The 15,757-nt window shown below is 47.6% G+C and carries 18 protein-coding genes and 1 riboswitch; of the genes, 3 read left to right on the top strand and 15 right to left on the bottom strand.

The annotated features are described in order from the left end of the window. The first annotated feature begins 442 nt into the window (after positions 1-442). Positions 443-895, top strand: coding sequence for an RNA recognition motif domain-containing protein (locus BCT27_RS14715; protein ID WP_017012525.1), 453 nt, complete (start codon positions 443-445; stop codon positions 893-895). Here BCT27_RS14715 and murI read toward each other — a convergent pair. From murI to BCT27_RS14695, 4 genes are all read right to left on the bottom strand, one after another. Further along, on the bottom strand, positions 870-1,703 hold the full coding sequence (gene murI / locus BCT27_RS14710) for a glutamate racemase (RefSeq protein WP_102396110.1): 834 nt from the start codon (positions 1,701-1,703) through the stop codon (positions 870-872). The genes BCT27_RS14715 and murI overlap by 26 nt on opposite strands. A gap of 19 nt (positions 1,704-1,722) precedes the next feature. After that, the gene (locus BCT27_RS14705) at positions 1,723-2,385 is read right to left on the bottom strand and encodes a Dph6-related ATP pyrophosphatase (protein ID WP_102396109.1); all 663 of its coding nucleotides are present in this window, start codon (positions 2,383-2,385) and stop codon (positions 1,723-1,725) included. 54 nt (positions 2,386-2,439) lie between these two features. Continuing rightward, on the bottom strand, positions 2,440-4,263 hold the full coding sequence (locus tag BCT27_RS14700; protein WP_157939239.1) for a TonB-dependent receptor domain-containing protein: 1,824 nt from the start codon (positions 4,261-4,263) through the stop codon (positions 2,440-2,442). 44 nt (positions 4,264-4,307) lie between these two features. Then, positions 4,308-4,509, bottom strand: a riboswitch (cobalamin riboswitch). Positions 4,510-4,582: 73 nt separating this feature from the next. Further along, positions 4,583-5,110, bottom strand: a complete 528-nt coding sequence (locus BCT27_RS14695; protein ID WP_102396107.1) for an ATP:cob(I)alamin adenosyltransferase — start codon at positions 5,108-5,110, stop codon at positions 4,583-4,585. Between the two features lie 158 nt (positions 5,111-5,268). On the opposite strand from BCT27_RS14695, the gene trmA reads away from it, so the two are divergent. Further along, positions 5,269-6,375, top strand: coding sequence for a tRNA (uridine(54)-C5)-methyltransferase TrmA (gene trmA, locus BCT27_RS14690; RefSeq protein WP_102396106.1), 1,107 nt, complete (start codon positions 5,269-5,271; stop codon positions 6,373-6,375). 73 nt (positions 6,376-6,448) lie between these two features. Here the strand turns inward: trmA and BCT27_RS14685 are convergent, their stop codons facing one another. Both BCT27_RS14685 and fabR read right to left on the bottom strand, forming a co-directional pair. Then, positions 6,449-6,820, bottom strand: coding sequence for a YijD family membrane protein (locus BCT27_RS14685; protein WP_017012519.1), 372 nt, complete (start codon positions 6,818-6,820; stop codon positions 6,449-6,451). A 5-nt stretch (positions 6,821-6,825) separates the two neighbouring features. Beyond that, on the bottom strand, positions 6,826-7,470 hold the full coding sequence (gene fabR, locus BCT27_RS14680; RefSeq protein WP_017012518.1) for an HTH-type transcriptional repressor FabR: 645 nt from the start codon (positions 7,468-7,470) through the stop codon (positions 6,826-6,828). Positions 7,471-7,732: 262 nt separating this feature from the next. Between fabR and sthA the strand changes: the two genes are divergently transcribed. Further along, on the top strand, positions 7,733-9,148 hold the full coding sequence (gene sthA / locus BCT27_RS14675) for a Si-specific NAD(P)(+) transhydrogenase (RefSeq protein ID WP_017012517.1): 1,416 nt from the start codon (positions 7,733-7,735) through the stop codon (positions 9,146-9,148). A 144-nt stretch (positions 9,149-9,292) separates the two neighbouring features. On the opposite strand, the gene cysQ is transcribed toward sthA, so the two are convergent. The 9 genes from cysQ to gspH form a co-directional block, all read right to left on the bottom strand. Next, positions 9,293-10,108 (bottom strand): 3'(2'),5'-bisphosphate nucleotidase CysQ, encoded by an 816-nt coding sequence (cysQ, locus tag BCT27_RS14670; RefSeq protein WP_102319064.1) that lies wholly within the window; start codon positions 10,106-10,108, stop codon positions 9,293-9,295. A 76-nt stretch (positions 10,109-10,184) separates the two neighbouring features. Beyond that, complete coding sequence (gene nudE / locus BCT27_RS14665; protein ID WP_102319063.1) at positions 10,185-10,739, bottom strand: ADP compounds hydrolase NudE; 555 nt, start codon at positions 10,737-10,739, stop codon at positions 10,185-10,187. A gap of 23 nt (positions 10,740-10,762) precedes the next feature. Further along, on the bottom strand, positions 10,763-11,506 hold the full coding sequence (locus BCT27_RS14660; RefSeq protein ID WP_102319062.1) for a type II secretion system protein N: 744 nt from the start codon (positions 11,504-11,506) through the stop codon (positions 10,763-10,765). A 1-nt stretch (position 11,507) separates the two neighbouring features. Beyond that, positions 11,508-11,993: a type II secretion system protein M gene (locus tag BCT27_RS14655; protein WP_102396105.1), complete on the bottom strand. Its 486-nt coding sequence runs from the start codon at positions 11,991-11,993 to the stop codon at positions 11,508-11,510. Further along, positions 11,993-13,201 carry a type II secretion system protein GspL gene (gspL, locus tag BCT27_RS14650; RefSeq protein ID WP_102396104.1) on the bottom strand — a complete coding sequence of 403 codons (1,209 nt, stop codon included), beginning with the start codon at positions 13,199-13,201 and terminating at the stop codon, positions 11,993-11,995. The genes BCT27_RS14655 and gspL overlap by 1 nt, the downstream gene beginning before the upstream one ends. Further along, positions 13,173-14,183 carry a type II secretion system minor pseudopilin GspK gene (gspK, locus tag BCT27_RS14645; protein WP_017016281.1) on the bottom strand — a complete coding sequence of 337 codons (1,011 nt, stop codon included), beginning with the start codon at positions 14,181-14,183 and terminating at the stop codon, positions 13,173-13,175. Before gspK ends, gspL begins: the two co-directional genes overlap by 29 nt. Then, positions 14,180-14,848 (bottom strand): type II secretion system minor pseudopilin GspJ, encoded by a 669-nt coding sequence (gene gspJ, locus BCT27_RS14640; RefSeq protein ID WP_102319060.1) that lies wholly within the window; start codon positions 14,846-14,848, stop codon positions 14,180-14,182. Before gspJ ends, gspK begins: the two co-directional genes overlap by 4 nt. After that, complete coding sequence (gene gspI, locus BCT27_RS14635; protein ID WP_017012509.1) at positions 14,841-15,203, bottom strand: type II secretion system minor pseudopilin GspI; 363 nt, start codon at positions 15,201-15,203, stop codon at positions 14,841-14,843. Before gspI ends, gspJ begins: the two co-directional genes overlap by 8 nt. Continuing rightward, a complete protein-coding gene (gene gspH / locus BCT27_RS14630) occupies positions 15,200-15,757 on the bottom strand; it encodes a type II secretion system minor pseudopilin GspH (protein ID WP_102319059.1) in 558 nt (185 codons plus the stop codon). The genes gspI and gspH overlap by 4 nt, the downstream gene beginning before the upstream one ends.

The raw sequence follows: 15,757 nt of genomic DNA, 5'->3' as shown, positions 1-15,757 counted from the left end.
GTTCACCGCATCCAAAACGTCTTGTTGACTTCCTTCAACCGCGATAAGCACTGGGCTTTTCCGTTGAAGCAGGCGGGCATTCTACTGATTCAAACCAACGCGTCAAGCGTTTATTTATCATCGATTTTTGAAGCCATTTCCCATCTGATTTCGTAGAGCGATTTCTCTTTAAGAAGTCGTTCTCCGTGTCAGTGAGGCGGCATTATAGAGACTGAGATCACATTGGCAAGCGTTTTTATTCGTTTTTATTTCGACTGAACACAATTCAACCTAAACTTTAAAAAACACAACATATTGCAACATTAGATAACGGTCACATTCACTCACTGGTAATAACAATTCAATAACCGTAATATCGAACCGACAATTGTATTTATTTCAATCAGCATTGATTTCTATTCTTCATGCTACTTCTTCTAACAGAACTTTAAATTAGACGATTATGAGAACATCTATAAGTTTGCTTATTGCAGCAGCCATTGCTGGACTGGGCGCATTACTGCTCAATACTTCACAACTAATATCGAGTACCGGGTTCGCATTTGCAATGGGTGCCATAACCGTAGGTATTGCCCTTTCTCTTTTATCTACTAAATCTACAGACACTACTTCTGAGGCGTCTTCGCTTAATTCAAAAACAATCTATGTAGGTAACCTGCCTTATCGTGCAAATGAAAATGACGTGAAGGAGCTCTTCGCTGAATACGGTGAAGTGTTTGCGGTACGTTTGATGAAAGACAAAAGGACAGGGAAACGTAGAGGGTTTGGTTTTGTTGTCATGGCCGCCGCAGATGCACCAGCAGCCATTGACCAACTAAACAATAGTGAATACGGTGAAAGGACGTTAAAAGTCAGGGAAGCGAATGACCCTAGAAAGTCGGAGCGCGTTCAATAGGCGAAAAGCCTAGTAGTGACAACTCCTGATTTAACGCACTCTCTTCTTTTACTGGTGCACTACTAAATACTCTGTGTTTATGTTTATTGAAGAAGGCCTTTTGGCCTTCTTCTTTTATTAGCTCTGCAACTCTACTCGCAATCGCTTCTCCCGAATCGATCACCCTACAGTCTTTACCTACCACCTCTTCAATTTCTTCTTTAAGCAATGGAAAGTGAGTGCAGCCTAAAACGATACAGTCTACCTGCCCAATAAACGGGGCGAGAATGTCTTTTAATATACTTTTATTTACAAGCTTGCCACGTAATTTGGACTCCCCCATTTGAACCAACTCGGTCGAACCAACCATATTAACGTGGCAATCAGGCGCGAAATCATTTACGAGCTGGAAAGTATAAGGACGCTTTATTGTGGCTGGCGTGGCTAAAAGACCAATGTTTTTCGTCTTGCTTAATACTGCGGCAGGCTTTATCGCGGGAACGACGCCAACGACAGGAATAGACAGCATGTCTCGAAGGTATGGAAGTACAAGTGTGCTTGCGGTATTGCACGCAATGACCACCAACGAAATGTCGTGTTCAGCGCAGATCGACGACACCATACCAGTGACCCTAGACACCAATACGTCGTCTTTCAATTCACCGTAAGGAAATGCTTCATTGTCGAAGGCATAAATCACATGCTGTTCAGGCATCACCTTTGTGATTTCTCGATAGACTGACAGCCCACCGACACCAGAATCAAAAATCAGCACACTTTTCACATCTATTACCTTCATCATTATTTTCGCCGTCATGATACTGCGCATGATCAGATTTTAAAATCTCTCACTCAAGAAGGCGGTGTATCTGATGATGAAAACGCCCTTCGCGTTTAACAGTATCGACCTCTGTGATGAGTGGGTAAGAGAAGCATGGCGCATCTGTGACCAATGTATGGAATTCACCATCCTCACCACACGGATCACAATGGGCAGGCAAATCATTAAGAAGTCGCTGATCGTAAGCTCTTCCTAGGAAGCTTCCGTCTAGTTGCGAGGTATCAACCGTGGTCAGTCTCGTAACAATACCCACCTCTATGATCTCTCTGGCGAGCAGTGCGCTGTCTTGGCCAATAAGCGGAAACACACATTCCCACCCTTCCGGCTCTATGTAACCTCGACGGTATGCTTCTATACCATTGCAAAACATATCCCCGAACGCGACAGCATCAACCTCAAGGCCGCAATACTTGATACCACTAATGATCGCTTGCTGGTATACATCGTTAGGAGGGAACACCTGATCCAGTTCGATCAGAACCAAAGGCAGGCCAATGCTTTTCGCTTGCGCCTTAACGATATCAATGGGTGTGGCTTGAAAAGGCACTTCCCCATCGACATACGACGTATATAAGCCGACGACGTCATAGTCCGGGGTTTGCTGAAGCCTGCAAAGTGTGAGTGTTGAATCTTTGCCTGATGACCAACTCACGATGACACGTTTTTTCATTGCTGTTCTCGGATGAAAAAAGCCGCCCGTAGGCGGCTTAGATTACTAAAGTAGTTAGTAAGCAAAATTCAGATTAACGTAGAATGCTCGTTCAGCTGCAGGATAGTCACCCGCTGTCTCATATTCTTTATCAAACAAATTAGAGACCTTTCCGCCCAACGTTATATTGTCGTTGATGTCATATTGAGCAGTAACATCCCAAACAGAGAAACTGCCCAGAACATCTCCACCAGAGAAATTAGGTCGTTCACCTTGATACATAAATTGGGTACCCAATAAAACATCACTTACCCGAGTAGATGTACGCCATTTTGCCAACTTCTCTGCGCGTCGAGCAAGCTGCTCATTTTTGGTCACATCTTTAGGATCCCGTAACTCTGCAGAGATTTCGTTATATATCGGGCCTAGGTCAAACCCCGCAATTAACTCAACACCTTTGATACGTGCTTCTTCCACGTTCTCTTGCATTCCATCAGGCCAATTTCCCGAGTACACGATTAGATTATCAATTGTATTGATATAGCCATTCAGACTCCAATTGACATCGTAAGTGACCCCTTCAATGCCTACTTCAATATTTTCGGATTTTTCAGGCTTAAGATTAGCATTGCCTGACGACCCATAGAGTTTATCAAAGCCCGGAGCCTTGAATGCTGTACCGTAACTACCGAAAATACGGTAGTCATCATTAACATCCCAACCCGCTGCGACTAAGCCAGTAGTATTTCCACCAAACTGATCGTTGTCATCATGACGAACACTACCTTCAAGCAAAATACTATCAGTGATGTTCCAATTGGCTAAACCAAACACTCCGATGTTTTGACGAGGGTTGTCCTGAATCGAATCAGCTGAGATGAAGCTACCATCGAGATACTTCTCCAGCGTCAAATCAACACCCGCAGTCAGAGCAAAGTTATCTCTCGCTTGGTAGCGAGATGTTAAACTCGAATAGATTTGGCGAATTTCACTGGTCAGGCTATCCGCTGACGGACTTGAACCTTCCTCGTAGTCGTAGTTTTTCTGCTCACCAACCTCTATGCGCGCTAAGGTATTCCATTTACCAGCCGTATAGCCTGAATCTGCACCTATAGACTTACTCTCAACCCAGAGATATCTTTTCTCTCCAAGGCCGCCCGCAAACCCCACTTCATTTTCATACCAACGGCCAACTACATTGGAGCTCCAGTTTTCACTTGGAGCGTAGCTAAGACGCAAAGAAACATTTTTACTCTCAAATCCGTGTTCGTCGTCAACAGGTGCAATGTCAGGGCGCACATTGTAACCATCAGTGGATTCTAGCCCCCCCATAAACTGCATAGATACATCATCTGAGAGTTTCTGAGTAACACCCGCATTTGCGGATGCAGAACCAAAGCTCCCACCTCCAATACCAAAACGGGTGCCCTCTGCGTCGTTGCGAGTAATGATGTTAATTACACCACCGATTGCATCAGAGCCATAGACTGTCGCTCCGGAACCTCTGATGACTTCAATGCGCTCGACGGTATTAAGTGGCAGCATATTAAAGTCAATTGTTCCCAGCATTGTGCGAGGCAATCGAACACCATCAACCATAACTAGAACATGATTAGAATTGGTGCCTCTTAAAAAGATAGATGCCAGTTGTCCTCGACCACCACTTTGTCCAATTTCAATACCCGGGAGTGTTTTAAGTGCATCAACCAAGCTATTTGCTTGAAGTTCCTCAATATCTGAACGAGTGAGTACAGATACAGGAGCAAGGACTGTTGATACTGGCTGCTCAAATCGAGAGGCGGTGACGACCATAGTGTCGTCGATAGAAGGGGTGTTTGTTTCGGCGTGCGCAAACACAGCCATTGGCAGCATTCCTGCTACCCAATACTTATGAGACATATCAGATCCATAATCGCGTGTATCTAATGATGTCAGGAATTCCTGATACCATATTGTGATCCAGCTGATATTCGGACTTAGAGACGGCCTACAATGACGACTTCCCACCCCCTATCTTAGATAGAAGCACAGTGTCTGGCTTTCGCCGTGTCACCTTCGTTTCTCATTACCGCTGCGCGCCAGTTCTGGATTTTCACCAGATTCCCAGCTGGAAGTAAAAAGCGCGCCGATTATAGTGAAGTCAGCGCGTTATTGATACTTTGATTGTGAGATCTGAGTCCTATTTGAACCGCAAAGAAGACGGTGTGTTACCAAAAAACTAGTAGCTGAGGCTGACGAAATCGACTTCCTCTACATCCAATTTCATCTTTATATAGACGGTTAACACAAAGAAGAAATTGGCGAGAAGATTTGCAAAGCGTGGCAGCTCAGGTTCAAACGTCACCCCCGACTCATCCAAACGGTGTAGCAAGCGAACGGTTTTTTTCGACCCCGAGCGGCATTGATGCAACGCCATCACAGCAACAGGTCCGCGCGGTAAAACGAAACGAGAGATTCGCCCTTTACTCGCTTCGTTGTAATAGTCATAGCGCGCGTGAAGCCATTCAAGGTCTTCTTCGAAGATTGCCGTCTTCCCACGTACCGACCCATTAAGGTGATAAATCTTCGGATGAAGGATTTCAAGATCTGCCACCACATCATCAAACCCCTCGGGCATTTGCGCCAACACCATACCCACTAAGCTACACAACTCATCGGTATGCACCTCATAGTCACACGTCAGTGCCGATTCATAGATGAAGGGATAACAAATTTCTTTACGGTTTTTGGGTTTTCGAAAGGTCATGATCATTCCTGCCATAGCAAACTGCGCCAATATTATCCTATGCACTGAATTTACGCTGCCACATTGTCCGATTGGCGAAAAAGTCAGCGAAAAGGCTGGACAATATGGATGGGCTACTTACAATTTGCGCTCATTTTTAGTTACGCAGGTTAGGTAATATGAGCAACACCCTGATTGACACCCGCCAGTATCAGGCACAGCTGGACGAGAAAATTGCCCGCATGAATGAGGCATTTAGCGCGTTCAACACGCCTGAGCTCGAGGTGTTTCCGTCTCCAGACAAGCACTATCGTATGCGTGCAGAGTTTCGCGTCTGGCATGAAGGGGATGATCTCTATTACATCATGTTTAACCAAGAGACGAAGGAAAAGTATCGCGTGGATGAATTTCCACAAGCGAGCCGCATCATCAATGATCTGATGCCTCTCTTGGTCGACGCAATTAAGCCTATCGAAAGCCTGCGCCGTAAGCTTTTCCAAGTCGACTTCCTCTCTACATTGAGCGGCGAAGTACTGGTCTCCATGCTTTATCACCGTCAATTGGATGAAGAGTGGGAGAAGAACGCGCGTGAGCTGAAGCAAGGCCTAAATGATGAAGGGTTTAACCTGAACCTGATTGGCCGCGCACGTAAGCAAAAAATCATCATCGACCGCGATTACGTGGTTGAAAAGCTGACAGTTCACGATCGTACGTTGACTTACCAGCAAATCGAAAACAGCTTCACGCAGCCAAACGGCAAAGTCGCAGAGAAAATGTTGGAATGGGCAGTAGACTGCACCCAAGACAGCACGGGCGATCTGCTTGAGCTTTATTGCGGTAATGGCAACTTTTCATTGGCGCTGGCCCACAACTTCGATCGCGTGTTAGCGACTGAATTGGCGAAGCCGTCAGTGGAATCTGCGCAATTCAACATTGCAGCAAACAACGCTGATAACGTACAAATCATCCGTATGTCTGCAGAAGAGTTTACGGAAGCGATGGAAGGTAAGCGCGAGTTTCGTCGCCTTCAGCAAGCGAACGTTGATCTAAAAAGCTATAACTGCAACACCATCTTTGTTGATCCACCACGCTCAGGCATGGACGAAGGAACGTGCCGTATGGTTCAAACCTACGACCGTATTCTCTACATTTCTTGCAACCCAGAAACGCTAAAAGAGAACCTTGAGATTCTCTCTGAAACACACCGCGTTTCTCGTTTTGCGCTGTTTGACCAATTCCCATACACCCATCATATGGAAGCGGGTGTCATGCTGGAACGTAAATAAAACAGCAAACGCGATGCAATAAAAAAGGAGCCTAAGGCTCCTTTTTTGCGTTTAGTCGAACAGACTCGATCGCTTATTCTTCAACGGCTTCTTTTTTCCCTTTCAACCAACCCATGCGATGGAAAATCCAAAACGCGAGGATCATGGTGACAATGATAGAGAAGAAATTACCGCCGATGTCGGGCATTTGCATACGTACAAATGCCGAGTATCCGAACGCACCGACTAAGAAACACGCAAACGCGATAAGCGGCGTGCCTTCGGTGAGAGGTTGTGTAAGGTGTTGCTGGTAGAAACAGTAGATAGACAAAACAAACGCGATTATTGGAAAAATCGAGAATGCTACGCTATCAACGAACAGTGTCGACAATGTCGCACTGCCACATAAACCCGCGATTACCGCGAGGAGGAGAAATTTACGCTCAGATTGATGATTTTGTTCCATAATTCTTACCTGCCTGAAGACAACTTATCCTTGAGAGCATTGCGTTCCCGCTCTTTACGGTACCAGTAAGCGCCCTTTGCAATCATGCGCAATTGTGTCACCAATCGCTCAGCGAGTTCAGCACGCGCTCGCTTGTCCAGATCGAGTGCTTCTGCACCAGAACTGAATACCAAGGTCACACATGCTTCCGCCTGATTATAGGCTTCATCACGGGTTAGTCCGGTTTTCGCTTCGAAGTATTCTGTCAATTCAGCCACAAAGTGCTGAATCTCACGGGCCACAGCCGCGCGGAATGCTGTCGATGTACCAGAGCGTTCACGCAATAACAGCCTGAACACGTTCGGGCTGCTTTCGATAAATTCCATGAAAGTTTCTACTGACGTTCTGACCACACTGCCTTCGGTCGCGATGCGTTGACGCGCTTGTCGCATCAGTTGACGCAACAGCAGGCCTCCTTCATCAACCATGGTCAGGCCTAATTCATCCATGTCTTTAAAATGGCGATAGAAAGAAGTCGGCGCAATACCGGCTCCTCGTGCCACTTCACGGAGGCTTAAACTGGAAAAACTGCGATCGGCGCTGAGCTGACTAAATGCAGCATCGATCAACGTACGACGTGTTTTTTCTTTCTGTTGAGCTCTTATTCCCATCGCCAGTGTTTACCTCATGAAATCTAACCGCAAACTATACCCGCTTTTTACAAGGAGTTCAGTGGGTCTCACTGTTCGTTTTTGCAATCCCTGTGTTAGATCACCACAACGAGACAGAATTATGACCTGAATAGCGACCTTTTCGCCCAAAGTTGCGTGATCACCTACGCTGATTAGTAGTGAGTGTGTTCTCGTTAAGCCCCTGTGGCGTTACAATCAGCTCGCGATTCTTAACATAATGAAAACAAAAGGTCATAAGGATATGAGCAAAGCATCCCCTACATCGCCTAGCCATTTTGACGTTATCGTGATCGGCAGTGGCCCTGGTGGCGAAGGTGCCGCCATGGGTTTAACCAAAGCTGGTTTGCGCGTTGCTGTCGTCGAAAAAGAAGAGACCGTCGGTGGTGGTTGTACCCACTGGGGCACCATCCCATCCAAAGCGCTGCGCCATACCGTTAGCCGTATTATCGAGTTCAACAAAAGCCCGATCTATTCAGGTGACAATCGATATGTTCACAGTACTTTCTCCGCCATTCTTGGCCACGCGCAATCTGTGATCGGTAAGCAAACCCGTATGCGCCAAGGCTTCTATGACCGTAATGCCTGCTCTATTTTGCATGGCAGTGCACGTTTTAGCGGCACAAATGAATTACAAGTCACCGCGAAAGACGGCAGTGTTGACACCTACACCGCTGATAAGTTTGTCATTGCGACAGGCTCTAGCCCTTATCGTCCAAACGATGTCGACTTCAAGCACCCTCGCATTTATGACAGTGATTCAATCCTGTCTTTAGAGCACGACCCTCGCCACGTCATTATTTATGGAGCAGGGGTCATTGGCAGTGAATATGCGTCGATATTCCGTGGTCTTGGTATCAAGGTCGATTTGATTAACACCCGTGATCGTTTGTTGTCTTTCCTTGATAACGAAATGTCTGACTCGCTTTCCTACCACTTCTGGAACAGCGGTGTACTGATTCGTAACGATGAAACGTACGAGCGTATCGAGGGCACCAAAGACGGCGTCATTTTGCACCTGCAATCTGGTAAGAAAATGCGTGCAGATTGCATCTTGTTCGCGAATGGGCGTTCCGGTAATACCCACTCACTCAATCTCAAAGCAGTTGGCCTAAAAGCCGACTCTCGTGGTCAGTTAAAAGTGAACGACAACTACGGCACAGAGGTCGAACATGTTTTTGCTGTGGGTGATGTTATCGGTTACCCAAGCCTGGCAAGTGCGGCTTATGACCAAGGCCGCATTGTGGCGCAAGCCATTGTTGAAGGCCAAGCAACAGGCCGACTGATCGACCACATTCCAACGGGCATTTATACCATCCCTGAAATCAGTTCTGTTGGCAAAACCGAGCAAGAACTGACGGCAGATAAAGTGCCCTATGAAGTCGGTCGTGCGCAGTTTAAACACCTGGCACGCGCGCAGATTGCGGGCATGGATGTCGGCAGTTTGAAGATCTTATTCCACCGTGAAACCAAAGAAATTTTAGGGATTCACTGTTTCGGCGAACGCGCCGCAGAAATCATTCACATCGGTCAGGCGATTTTCGAGCAAAAAGGTGAAGGGAATACGCTGGACTACTTCATCAATACCACGTTCAACTACCCAACCATGGCTGAGGCTTACCGTGTTGCGGCATTGAATGGATTGAATAGGTTGTTCTAAGACTGGGTCCTAAAAATAATTGAGTCTTGTTTTAGGTCTTAAAGAGTTTTGCTCACGCAGAAAGACATCACCTTTTTAAGCACTAGGCCCAACAAAAAACGGAGCGAATGCTCCGTTTTTTTTATTGCTGGCTTAAAGAAGGCATTAACCTTCTAAGCGCACGATATCTCGCCAAGGCAGTCCGGTGTCACCCAACACAATAAAGTTAGGGTTTTCGAACGAATCTCTTTCATTGTAAGAAAGGGGCGACAACGTCATGTCTAAAATACGGCCACCGGATTCTTCGACAATGCACTGTGTTGCAGCCGTGTCCCACTCGCCCGTCGGACCTAAACGTAGGTAGCAATCCACCGCACCTTCAGCCACCAAACATGACTTCAGCGCGGCGGAGCCTAAAGGCACCAAATCATAATTACGGCTAGGATCCAAACGTTCAGTGATCTTACTGATGTCTTGTCGACGGCTAATCGCAATGGAAAGTGATGACATTTCATCGTCATGCTTGAGGATAGATAAACGCACTTTTTCGCCATCCGGCATGATTTTCCATGCGCCGTGACCTTTCGCCGCGTAATACGACACACCCGAGACGGGGCCATACACTACGCCCATCACGGGTTGATTGTTTTCAACCAACGCAATGATGGTGGCAAAGTCACCGCTACCTGCGATAAATTCTTGTGTTCCATCGAGTGGATCCACCAGCCAATATCTGTCCCACTTTTCGCGCTCAGACAATGGCACAGTCGCGTCTTCTTCAGAAAGCACGGGAATGTCGGGGGTGAGCGCCGTCAATCGCTCAGTCACCAGCTTGTGTGCAGCTAAGTCTGCACTGGTGACAGGCGTGTCGTCGCTTTTTATGTTTTTTTCAAAATCACCACGTTGGTAAATATCCAGAATCACTTGTCCGGATGCACGTGCGATTTCAATCACTGGTTGCAGTAGCTGTGACAACTCCATGTGATACTCCTCTTGGGCCTTCACACTACGACTGCTTTCAATGCCTTTTGGTCACTGAAAGTAACGCCGACAGTTTTTACTGGCCGGAAAGATGTTTCAGTGCCAGCAGCAATGCGGTAATGCTGCGGGCTTCCCCAAAATCAATGTGAGACAGTAGCGCTTCAGCCTGATTAACAGGCCAACGAACAAGTTCCAACGGCTCGGGTTCATCGCCCTCGAGCTTCTCTGGATACAGGTCATGCGCAAGAAATAACGTCATTTTGCTTGAGAAATACGACGGTGCAAGTACCACCTCTTTCAGTGGTAAAAGCTGGTTAGCGCCAAAGCCGATTTCTTCTTTTAGCTCTCGGTTTGCAGCATCAAGTGCGGTTTCACCAAGATCAATGAGGCCTTTTGGAAAGCCTAGTTCATAACGTTCCGTTCCGGCAGCATATTCACGCACCAGAAGCAGGTCGCCATGTTCAGTCACAGGCACAATCATTACAGCGTTTCTGCCGCTCGGTTTCATGCGCTCGTATGTGCGCTCTTCCCCGTTACTAAAACGAAGTTCCAGAGACTCGATTTGGAAAAGACGCGATTTAGCGACGACTTTTGCATCCAAGATCTCGGGGGGCGTGAGTTTCTTTGTCATGTGTTCTCTCCTAACAAAGGCTGTTAGCTACCAAAGCTGAGTCGGTAGCGTCCTTCGTTGTCTGGCTTTCCAAGCCAGCTTAACTGATTCTTCATGCTCTCTGGTAACGCATCGCCGGGAATGAACCAACCATTAATGTTGTAACGCTGACTCGGGTCAAGTGAGAGAGTAAACTCGCTCTGCAATGCATCCGATTTACTGTCACCATTCAACACCAGGCTACCTTCATCACACGTGACATCCGCCACCACTAACCCCGGGTCGACGTTACCTAACGGAGAACTTACGCTTCCTTGAGACCACGCAATATTGCCATCCAATGTATCGCAAAATGGCTCATTCATCAGGTAATCACGTACAGTGACATCAAATTGCCCCGAGACACCAACAGGCAAAGGGTAAGGCACGTAAGATTGAATGAATGAGGCTGGCGCGGACAGTAAAAGCTGCTTTGCAAACACACCATTGAATCCATAACCCACATTACCACGCGCTGATAATCCTGAGCCTGCTAAACGTACCGACACATCAGCCTTACCGGTAAACAAAGGCAGAACATTCAACGTCCAATTTAACGTACCCAGAGGTTGCCCTTGCCACGTAAATTGCTTGGCCGAACCGTTCCATAACGTCCCCGAGACACCAGTAAAGTCGGCGCCAGTGTTCGAAGGCAAATGGCGAAGCGCAAAACTCGCGGGAATGTGCACGATAACGCTGGTCACGAGAAGGATGACAAAGACCAGTCCGGTGAAAATTTTACCTTTCATCTCAACCCCGCCCCAACTGCAGACGCTTCACTTCAACCATACCTTCGGTATCCGTTTTGCCTAAATCGATAAATTTCACCTGCACACCCTGAGAAGAAGAAAGAAACTCCAACCAGTTCAACAACGTGCTGAAAGACATGGGTTTTAGCCACACTTGAATATCTTCTTGCTGCGGCTGCAACCTAACAATTTCTAATTTGTAGCGTTTAACACTGCTTGTCACCGCTTGGTTGAGTGGTAACGTACTCACTTGCGAGCGGTTACCCGTTGCAGTACGAAGCGCTTCAATTTCTGCGGCTTTTCCATCAACCCAAGCCAGTAACGCTTTTTCGCTCGCCAGTTTCTGCTTTGCTTGTTCGGCACGATCTTGCAGCGGGCTTATCAACCCCCAATACAAACCACCCAACAATAGTACTGCCGCTGCTGCCCCTAACAAGCGTTGCTCACGAAGCGACAAGCCTTTCCAATACGCGATAAATGCTTTCATTACGACGCCCTCTTCAACACAAAGGCACCTGTGACGCTTTCACGATCACGGCTTGTTTGGCCAATGCTTGTTTCATATTTACTAGAGAGTACTTCTCGCAACTTATCAAAATCTGCAAAGTCTTTACCACGGGCATTAAAGCGCAGTTCGCCACGCTTTTGGTCATAGCGAATAGAGTCCAAACGAATGCCTGACACGCCTTTCAACATCGGACCTAATTCGTGCAACCACACCATCAACCCCGTTTGTTCTCCTGCACCGGAAAGCCGGTTCACTTCTGATTCCATTAAACGACGCAGGTAACTGGTGGTTGGAATACGCTGATTATTCGGTAACACAGAACGCAATCGGGTTTCGCTTTGCTCACGATATTGTTTCGCCTGCGCTTCCATTTGGTAAATGCCCGCCACTTTTTCAGCGCCAAGCACAGACAACAATATCCCCGCAGCGATGGCGACACTTCGCCAAGGCTTTAGGTGTTTATAAATTTGATTTTGTGGCTTGTAGCGACCCGTCAACAATGAAGCTCGGCTCGACATGGCACCTTGCGCCAGTAGCAACATGACTAACTCAGAAGGTTCACAACGCCAGTTTTCAGGGGCATCTTCAGGCAATGCTGAATAGCTGATCACAGCACGTTCTTCTGCTTCGTTATCATCATGTGAATCAGCGACGCTTTTTAGCCACATAGGCAGCCAAGCAGGTTCTGCCGTTCCACCTTGCGTATCACTCACGCGCGCCAACCAGCGGTTGTTCAACGATGCCACGCTCACGGCATCATCATGCAGTGGCAAGCACAAACAATCAGGAACAAGACGTTTAAGTGTCATGCCTTCATCAGACAATTCCGAAAGCCAACGCGTCAAGATGCGATGCTCAATGACCGCCACATGCGCCTGCGTACTAGACTTTCCAAGCAGGGTGACATGCACCTGATCGACATCTTGCGCTAAATCATCCTCTAGCAAGTAAGGCAACACAGTTTCCAACTGGCGTTCGCTACCAGAGGGAATAGCCACAGAGGCTAAAGTCAACGCTGCGCTATCCGCCAACGCCATGACATCACGGTCTTTGGCATACTCTGCCAATTGTGCCAAATTCTCAGCTTCTCCCGATGCAATCACATCTTGCTGACTTGGCGACCATACTAGCCACGGTATTGCTTCCTGCGGATCACTGTTAAGCCTTATCGTCAGGATCTCGCTCACTCATTCCTCCAAAGCGGCGACGGACAACGTTGACCGTGCCTGAATCATCTCTTACCAACAGCGCGCGCATTCGTAAGCTCGTGCTGTCGAGGGTAATGGTTGTATCTAGTTCAAAGAAGCGACTTCGAACATCAAAAAAGTTCTGAAGACGTTCTCTGTCTTCTTGTTTTAAGCTGCTTAACACGGGCTCTGCCATAAAGCTCGCCACGTCTTTCCAGCCATCAACAGCGTTTCGTTCGTTGATCAGTTGTTTAGCCTGGTCATCACTTAAATTCGGGTGAAAAATGGCACTCAGTATTGGTGCGTCTTCTTCTGTCAGTGTATTCACGTTTACGACAAGGTTGCCATTGGGGACGGCACAGAGAAACGGGCTGACTTTCTCATACATCTCTTGGGATACGCCGTTTACCGCGCGCCACTCAGAGATATCTGCAATAAAATTGTTTGGTGCGACATGAGCCAATGAACGCGCTTCATACTCACTGTCTTCGACACCCAACGTCGATTGCACATCTGTGTTGGTATCAATGTATTCCCACGTGGATGCTGCGGCAGTTTCTGCTTCAAAGCTATCGATGCCTTGAGACTCTATCAATTGCTGTAGCGCCGTCACCAACAACGGATTTGTACCATTCTCTAGCGGTTTAATGTCCCGCAGGCCATTCACGTTGAAGCAGGCTTGGCGGTCGAACACACTGCCCGTGGCTTGCCCACCATCCAACGGATAAATTTGGTCTCGCACCGCCCAAGGCTGGCTGAGTGTCACGGTTTCATCGCTGTCGATGCTCTCTTCAATGCCGTAGCGAGCAAGTGCTTCTACAGATTGCGCATACCAATACGCTTGTTGGTATCGGATCTGGCTTTCAGCACGGTTGAAGTTCACGAACATACGGCTCGACATGCTCACAGCGACAGTCGTCATCAGTGCCATGATCAGCAACACCACCAGCAATGCTACACCACGTTGGGAGTGCTTCATCATTGCACGCCTCCAACAGCAGGGGTATCCGCGATCTTTTGACCCGGCAACAGATACACGCGTGTTAGCTCGCCGTATCGTTCCGTTTCAAGCGTCACGCGAACCGCTTTAGGCATGACATTCGCGCTATCCCAATTTTTCTGCCAGCTTTCTTCACCAAGCACTTCAAAGGTTAAATTTGTCAGGCCTTCCATCAACGGCATCACAGCAGGTTCCGTGGCAGAGCTGTCATCTGCGTACATCCAACGAATACGCTCTAGCGTTTCATCGTGTAAGCGATACCCCACTTTTACCACCTCCCCCCGAGGGAAGAGCTGTTGTGGGTTGATCCAACCACCGCGTACAAATCGAATACCTGCGGCTTCTGAATCCAATAAGTTATCACCGAGCTCAAGCAGTTTGTCTTCAGCTTCATCGCCACCATTTCGGTATTGGCGCGCCAACATCTGACGAAAATCGCTGTCCATGATCACCAAGCTACGTTGCAAGGTTTTCAACGCATCACCCACTTCTTCCGTTTGTTGGTTAGCGTTGATCACATTACGAAAGATCTGATTTGCAGCCACACTCAAGGTGGCAAAAATCATCAGTGCCAACAGCACTTCAATCAAGGTGAAACCATGCGCTTTACGAGACGTTAACGTCGTTATCTTATTCACCTTAGCCATTCGGGACATACGTCCTCACGGAGAGCAGTTGGTTTGTCTTCTCTTCGTTCTGCCACACGATCACATCCACGGCCTTGAGCGCATTGTCCACCGTAGGCACCGGTTGGATTGTCCAAAACCATGTGCGGCCCGCCAACTCAGACTTGCCATTTTTAGCCGACGTTGGCACTTTCCCTTCAAGGGTAAACAAGGCCAATTCATTGTCAGCAACCATGGCTGCAAAGGTTTTCTCTTCCAAGGCACCGAGCGAGTTAACATGTTGCCCTGTTGCATTCAGCACCGCCATGGCAGCCACTGCAAACACAGCCATTGCCACAAGCACTTCAATCAGGGTAAAGCCGCGAGCTCGTCTCACTCTTTATCCTTATTCAGCGCCATAATTTCAAAGGTCGCGACATCATTGCCTTTGACTTGCCACAAACGCTTATCATCCGCCAAGAAGGTCAGCGTGAATGGAATGATTTCACCATTTCCCATCAGCACCACTTGAGGTGGCTTAGGTTTGTCTTCTTCCTCAGCAAACAACTCTTCATCAAACAGACCTTTGCGATCGAACAAGCGATCTTCTTCATTCACAAAACCTGAGACTTCCAAGTCCATCTCAATCCCCTCTGGCATTGAAATCGCGTTGGCATACCGCCCCTCAGAGACAGGTCGCCATTCTTTTGGTGTCAGTTGATTCAAGGTGTAGCTGTCATTATCAAAGCGCAGCCCAAAGGTTTGTCCTGTCAGCAGCGCTTGCTCTGTCCACAGTTGCACCAATTGGTAAAAACGCTGCGCTTCTTCTTTCGCTTCATCACTCTGATTTTGTGGAAGATTAGGCACAACAACCACTGCACTGACTGCTAACAAAAGCAGTACCAGCAAAATTTCCAGCAATGTAAATCCGGTTGAGTGCCCATTCTTCAC

Origin of the sequence: Enterovibrio norvegicus, assembly GCF_002876705.1 — a bacterium.
In the GTDB taxonomy this organism is placed as follows: domain Bacteria; phylum Pseudomonadota; class Gammaproteobacteria; order Enterobacterales; family Vibrionaceae; genus Enterovibrio; species Enterovibrio norvegicus_B.
This window is presented reverse-complemented; position numbering and strand designations above follow the sequence as displayed.

Excerpts from the sequence above, each read along its gene's own strand:
- sthA (WP_017012517.1), top strand. The coding sequence starts at position 7,733 with ATGAGCAAAGCATCCCCTACATCGCCTAGCCATTTTGACGTTATCGTG.
- BCT27_RS14660 (WP_102319062.1), bottom strand. The coding sequence starts at position 11,506 with ATGAAAGGTAAAATTTTCACCGGACTGGTCTTTGTCATCCTTCTCGTG.
- BCT27_RS14705 (WP_102396109.1), bottom strand. The coding sequence starts at position 2,385 with ATGAAAAAACGTGTCATCGTGAGTTGGTCATCAGGCAAAGATTCAACA.
- gspK (WP_017016281.1), bottom strand. The coding sequence starts at position 14,183 with ATGATGAAGCACTCCCAACGTGGTGTAGCATTGCTGGTGGTGTTGCTG.
- BCT27_RS14685 (WP_017012519.1), bottom strand. The coding sequence starts at position 6,820 with ATGGAACAAAATCATCAATCTGAGCGTAAATTTCTCCTCCTCGCGGTA.
- BCT27_RS14655 (WP_102396105.1), bottom strand. The coding sequence starts at position 11,993 with ATGAAAGCATTTATCGCGTATTGGAAAGGCTTGTCGCTTCGTGAGCAA.
- gspJ (WP_102319060.1), bottom strand. The coding sequence starts at position 14,848 with ATGGCTAAGGTGAATAAGATAACGACGTTAACGTCTCGTAAAGCGCAT.
- murI (WP_102396110.1), bottom strand. The coding sequence starts at position 1,703 with ATGCGCAGTATCATGACGGCGAAAATAATGATGAAGGTAATAGATGTG.
- trmA (WP_102396106.1), top strand. The coding sequence starts at position 5,269 with ATGAGCAACACCCTGATTGACACCCGCCAGTATCAGGCACAGCTGGAC.
- BCT27_RS14715 (WP_017012525.1), top strand. The coding sequence starts at position 443 with ATGAGAACATCTATAAGTTTGCTTATTGCAGCAGCCATTGCTGGACTG.
- cysQ (WP_102319064.1), bottom strand. The coding sequence starts at position 10,108 with ATGGAGTTGTCACAGCTACTGCAACCAGTGATTGAAATCGCACGTGCA.
- BCT27_RS14700 (WP_157939239.1), bottom strand. The coding sequence starts at position 4,263 with ATGTCTCATAAGTATTGGGTAGCAGGAATGCTGCCAATGGCTGTGTTT.
- nudE (WP_102319063.1), bottom strand. The coding sequence starts at position 10,739 with ATGACAAAGAAACTCACGCCCCCCGAGATCTTGGATGCAAAAGTCGTC.
- BCT27_RS14695 (WP_102396107.1), bottom strand. The coding sequence starts at position 5,110 with ATGACCTTTCGAAAACCCAAAAACCGTAAAGAAATTTGTTATCCCTTC.
- fabR (WP_017012518.1), bottom strand. The coding sequence starts at position 7,470 with ATGGGAATAAGAGCTCAACAGAAAGAAAAAACACGTCGTACGTTGATC.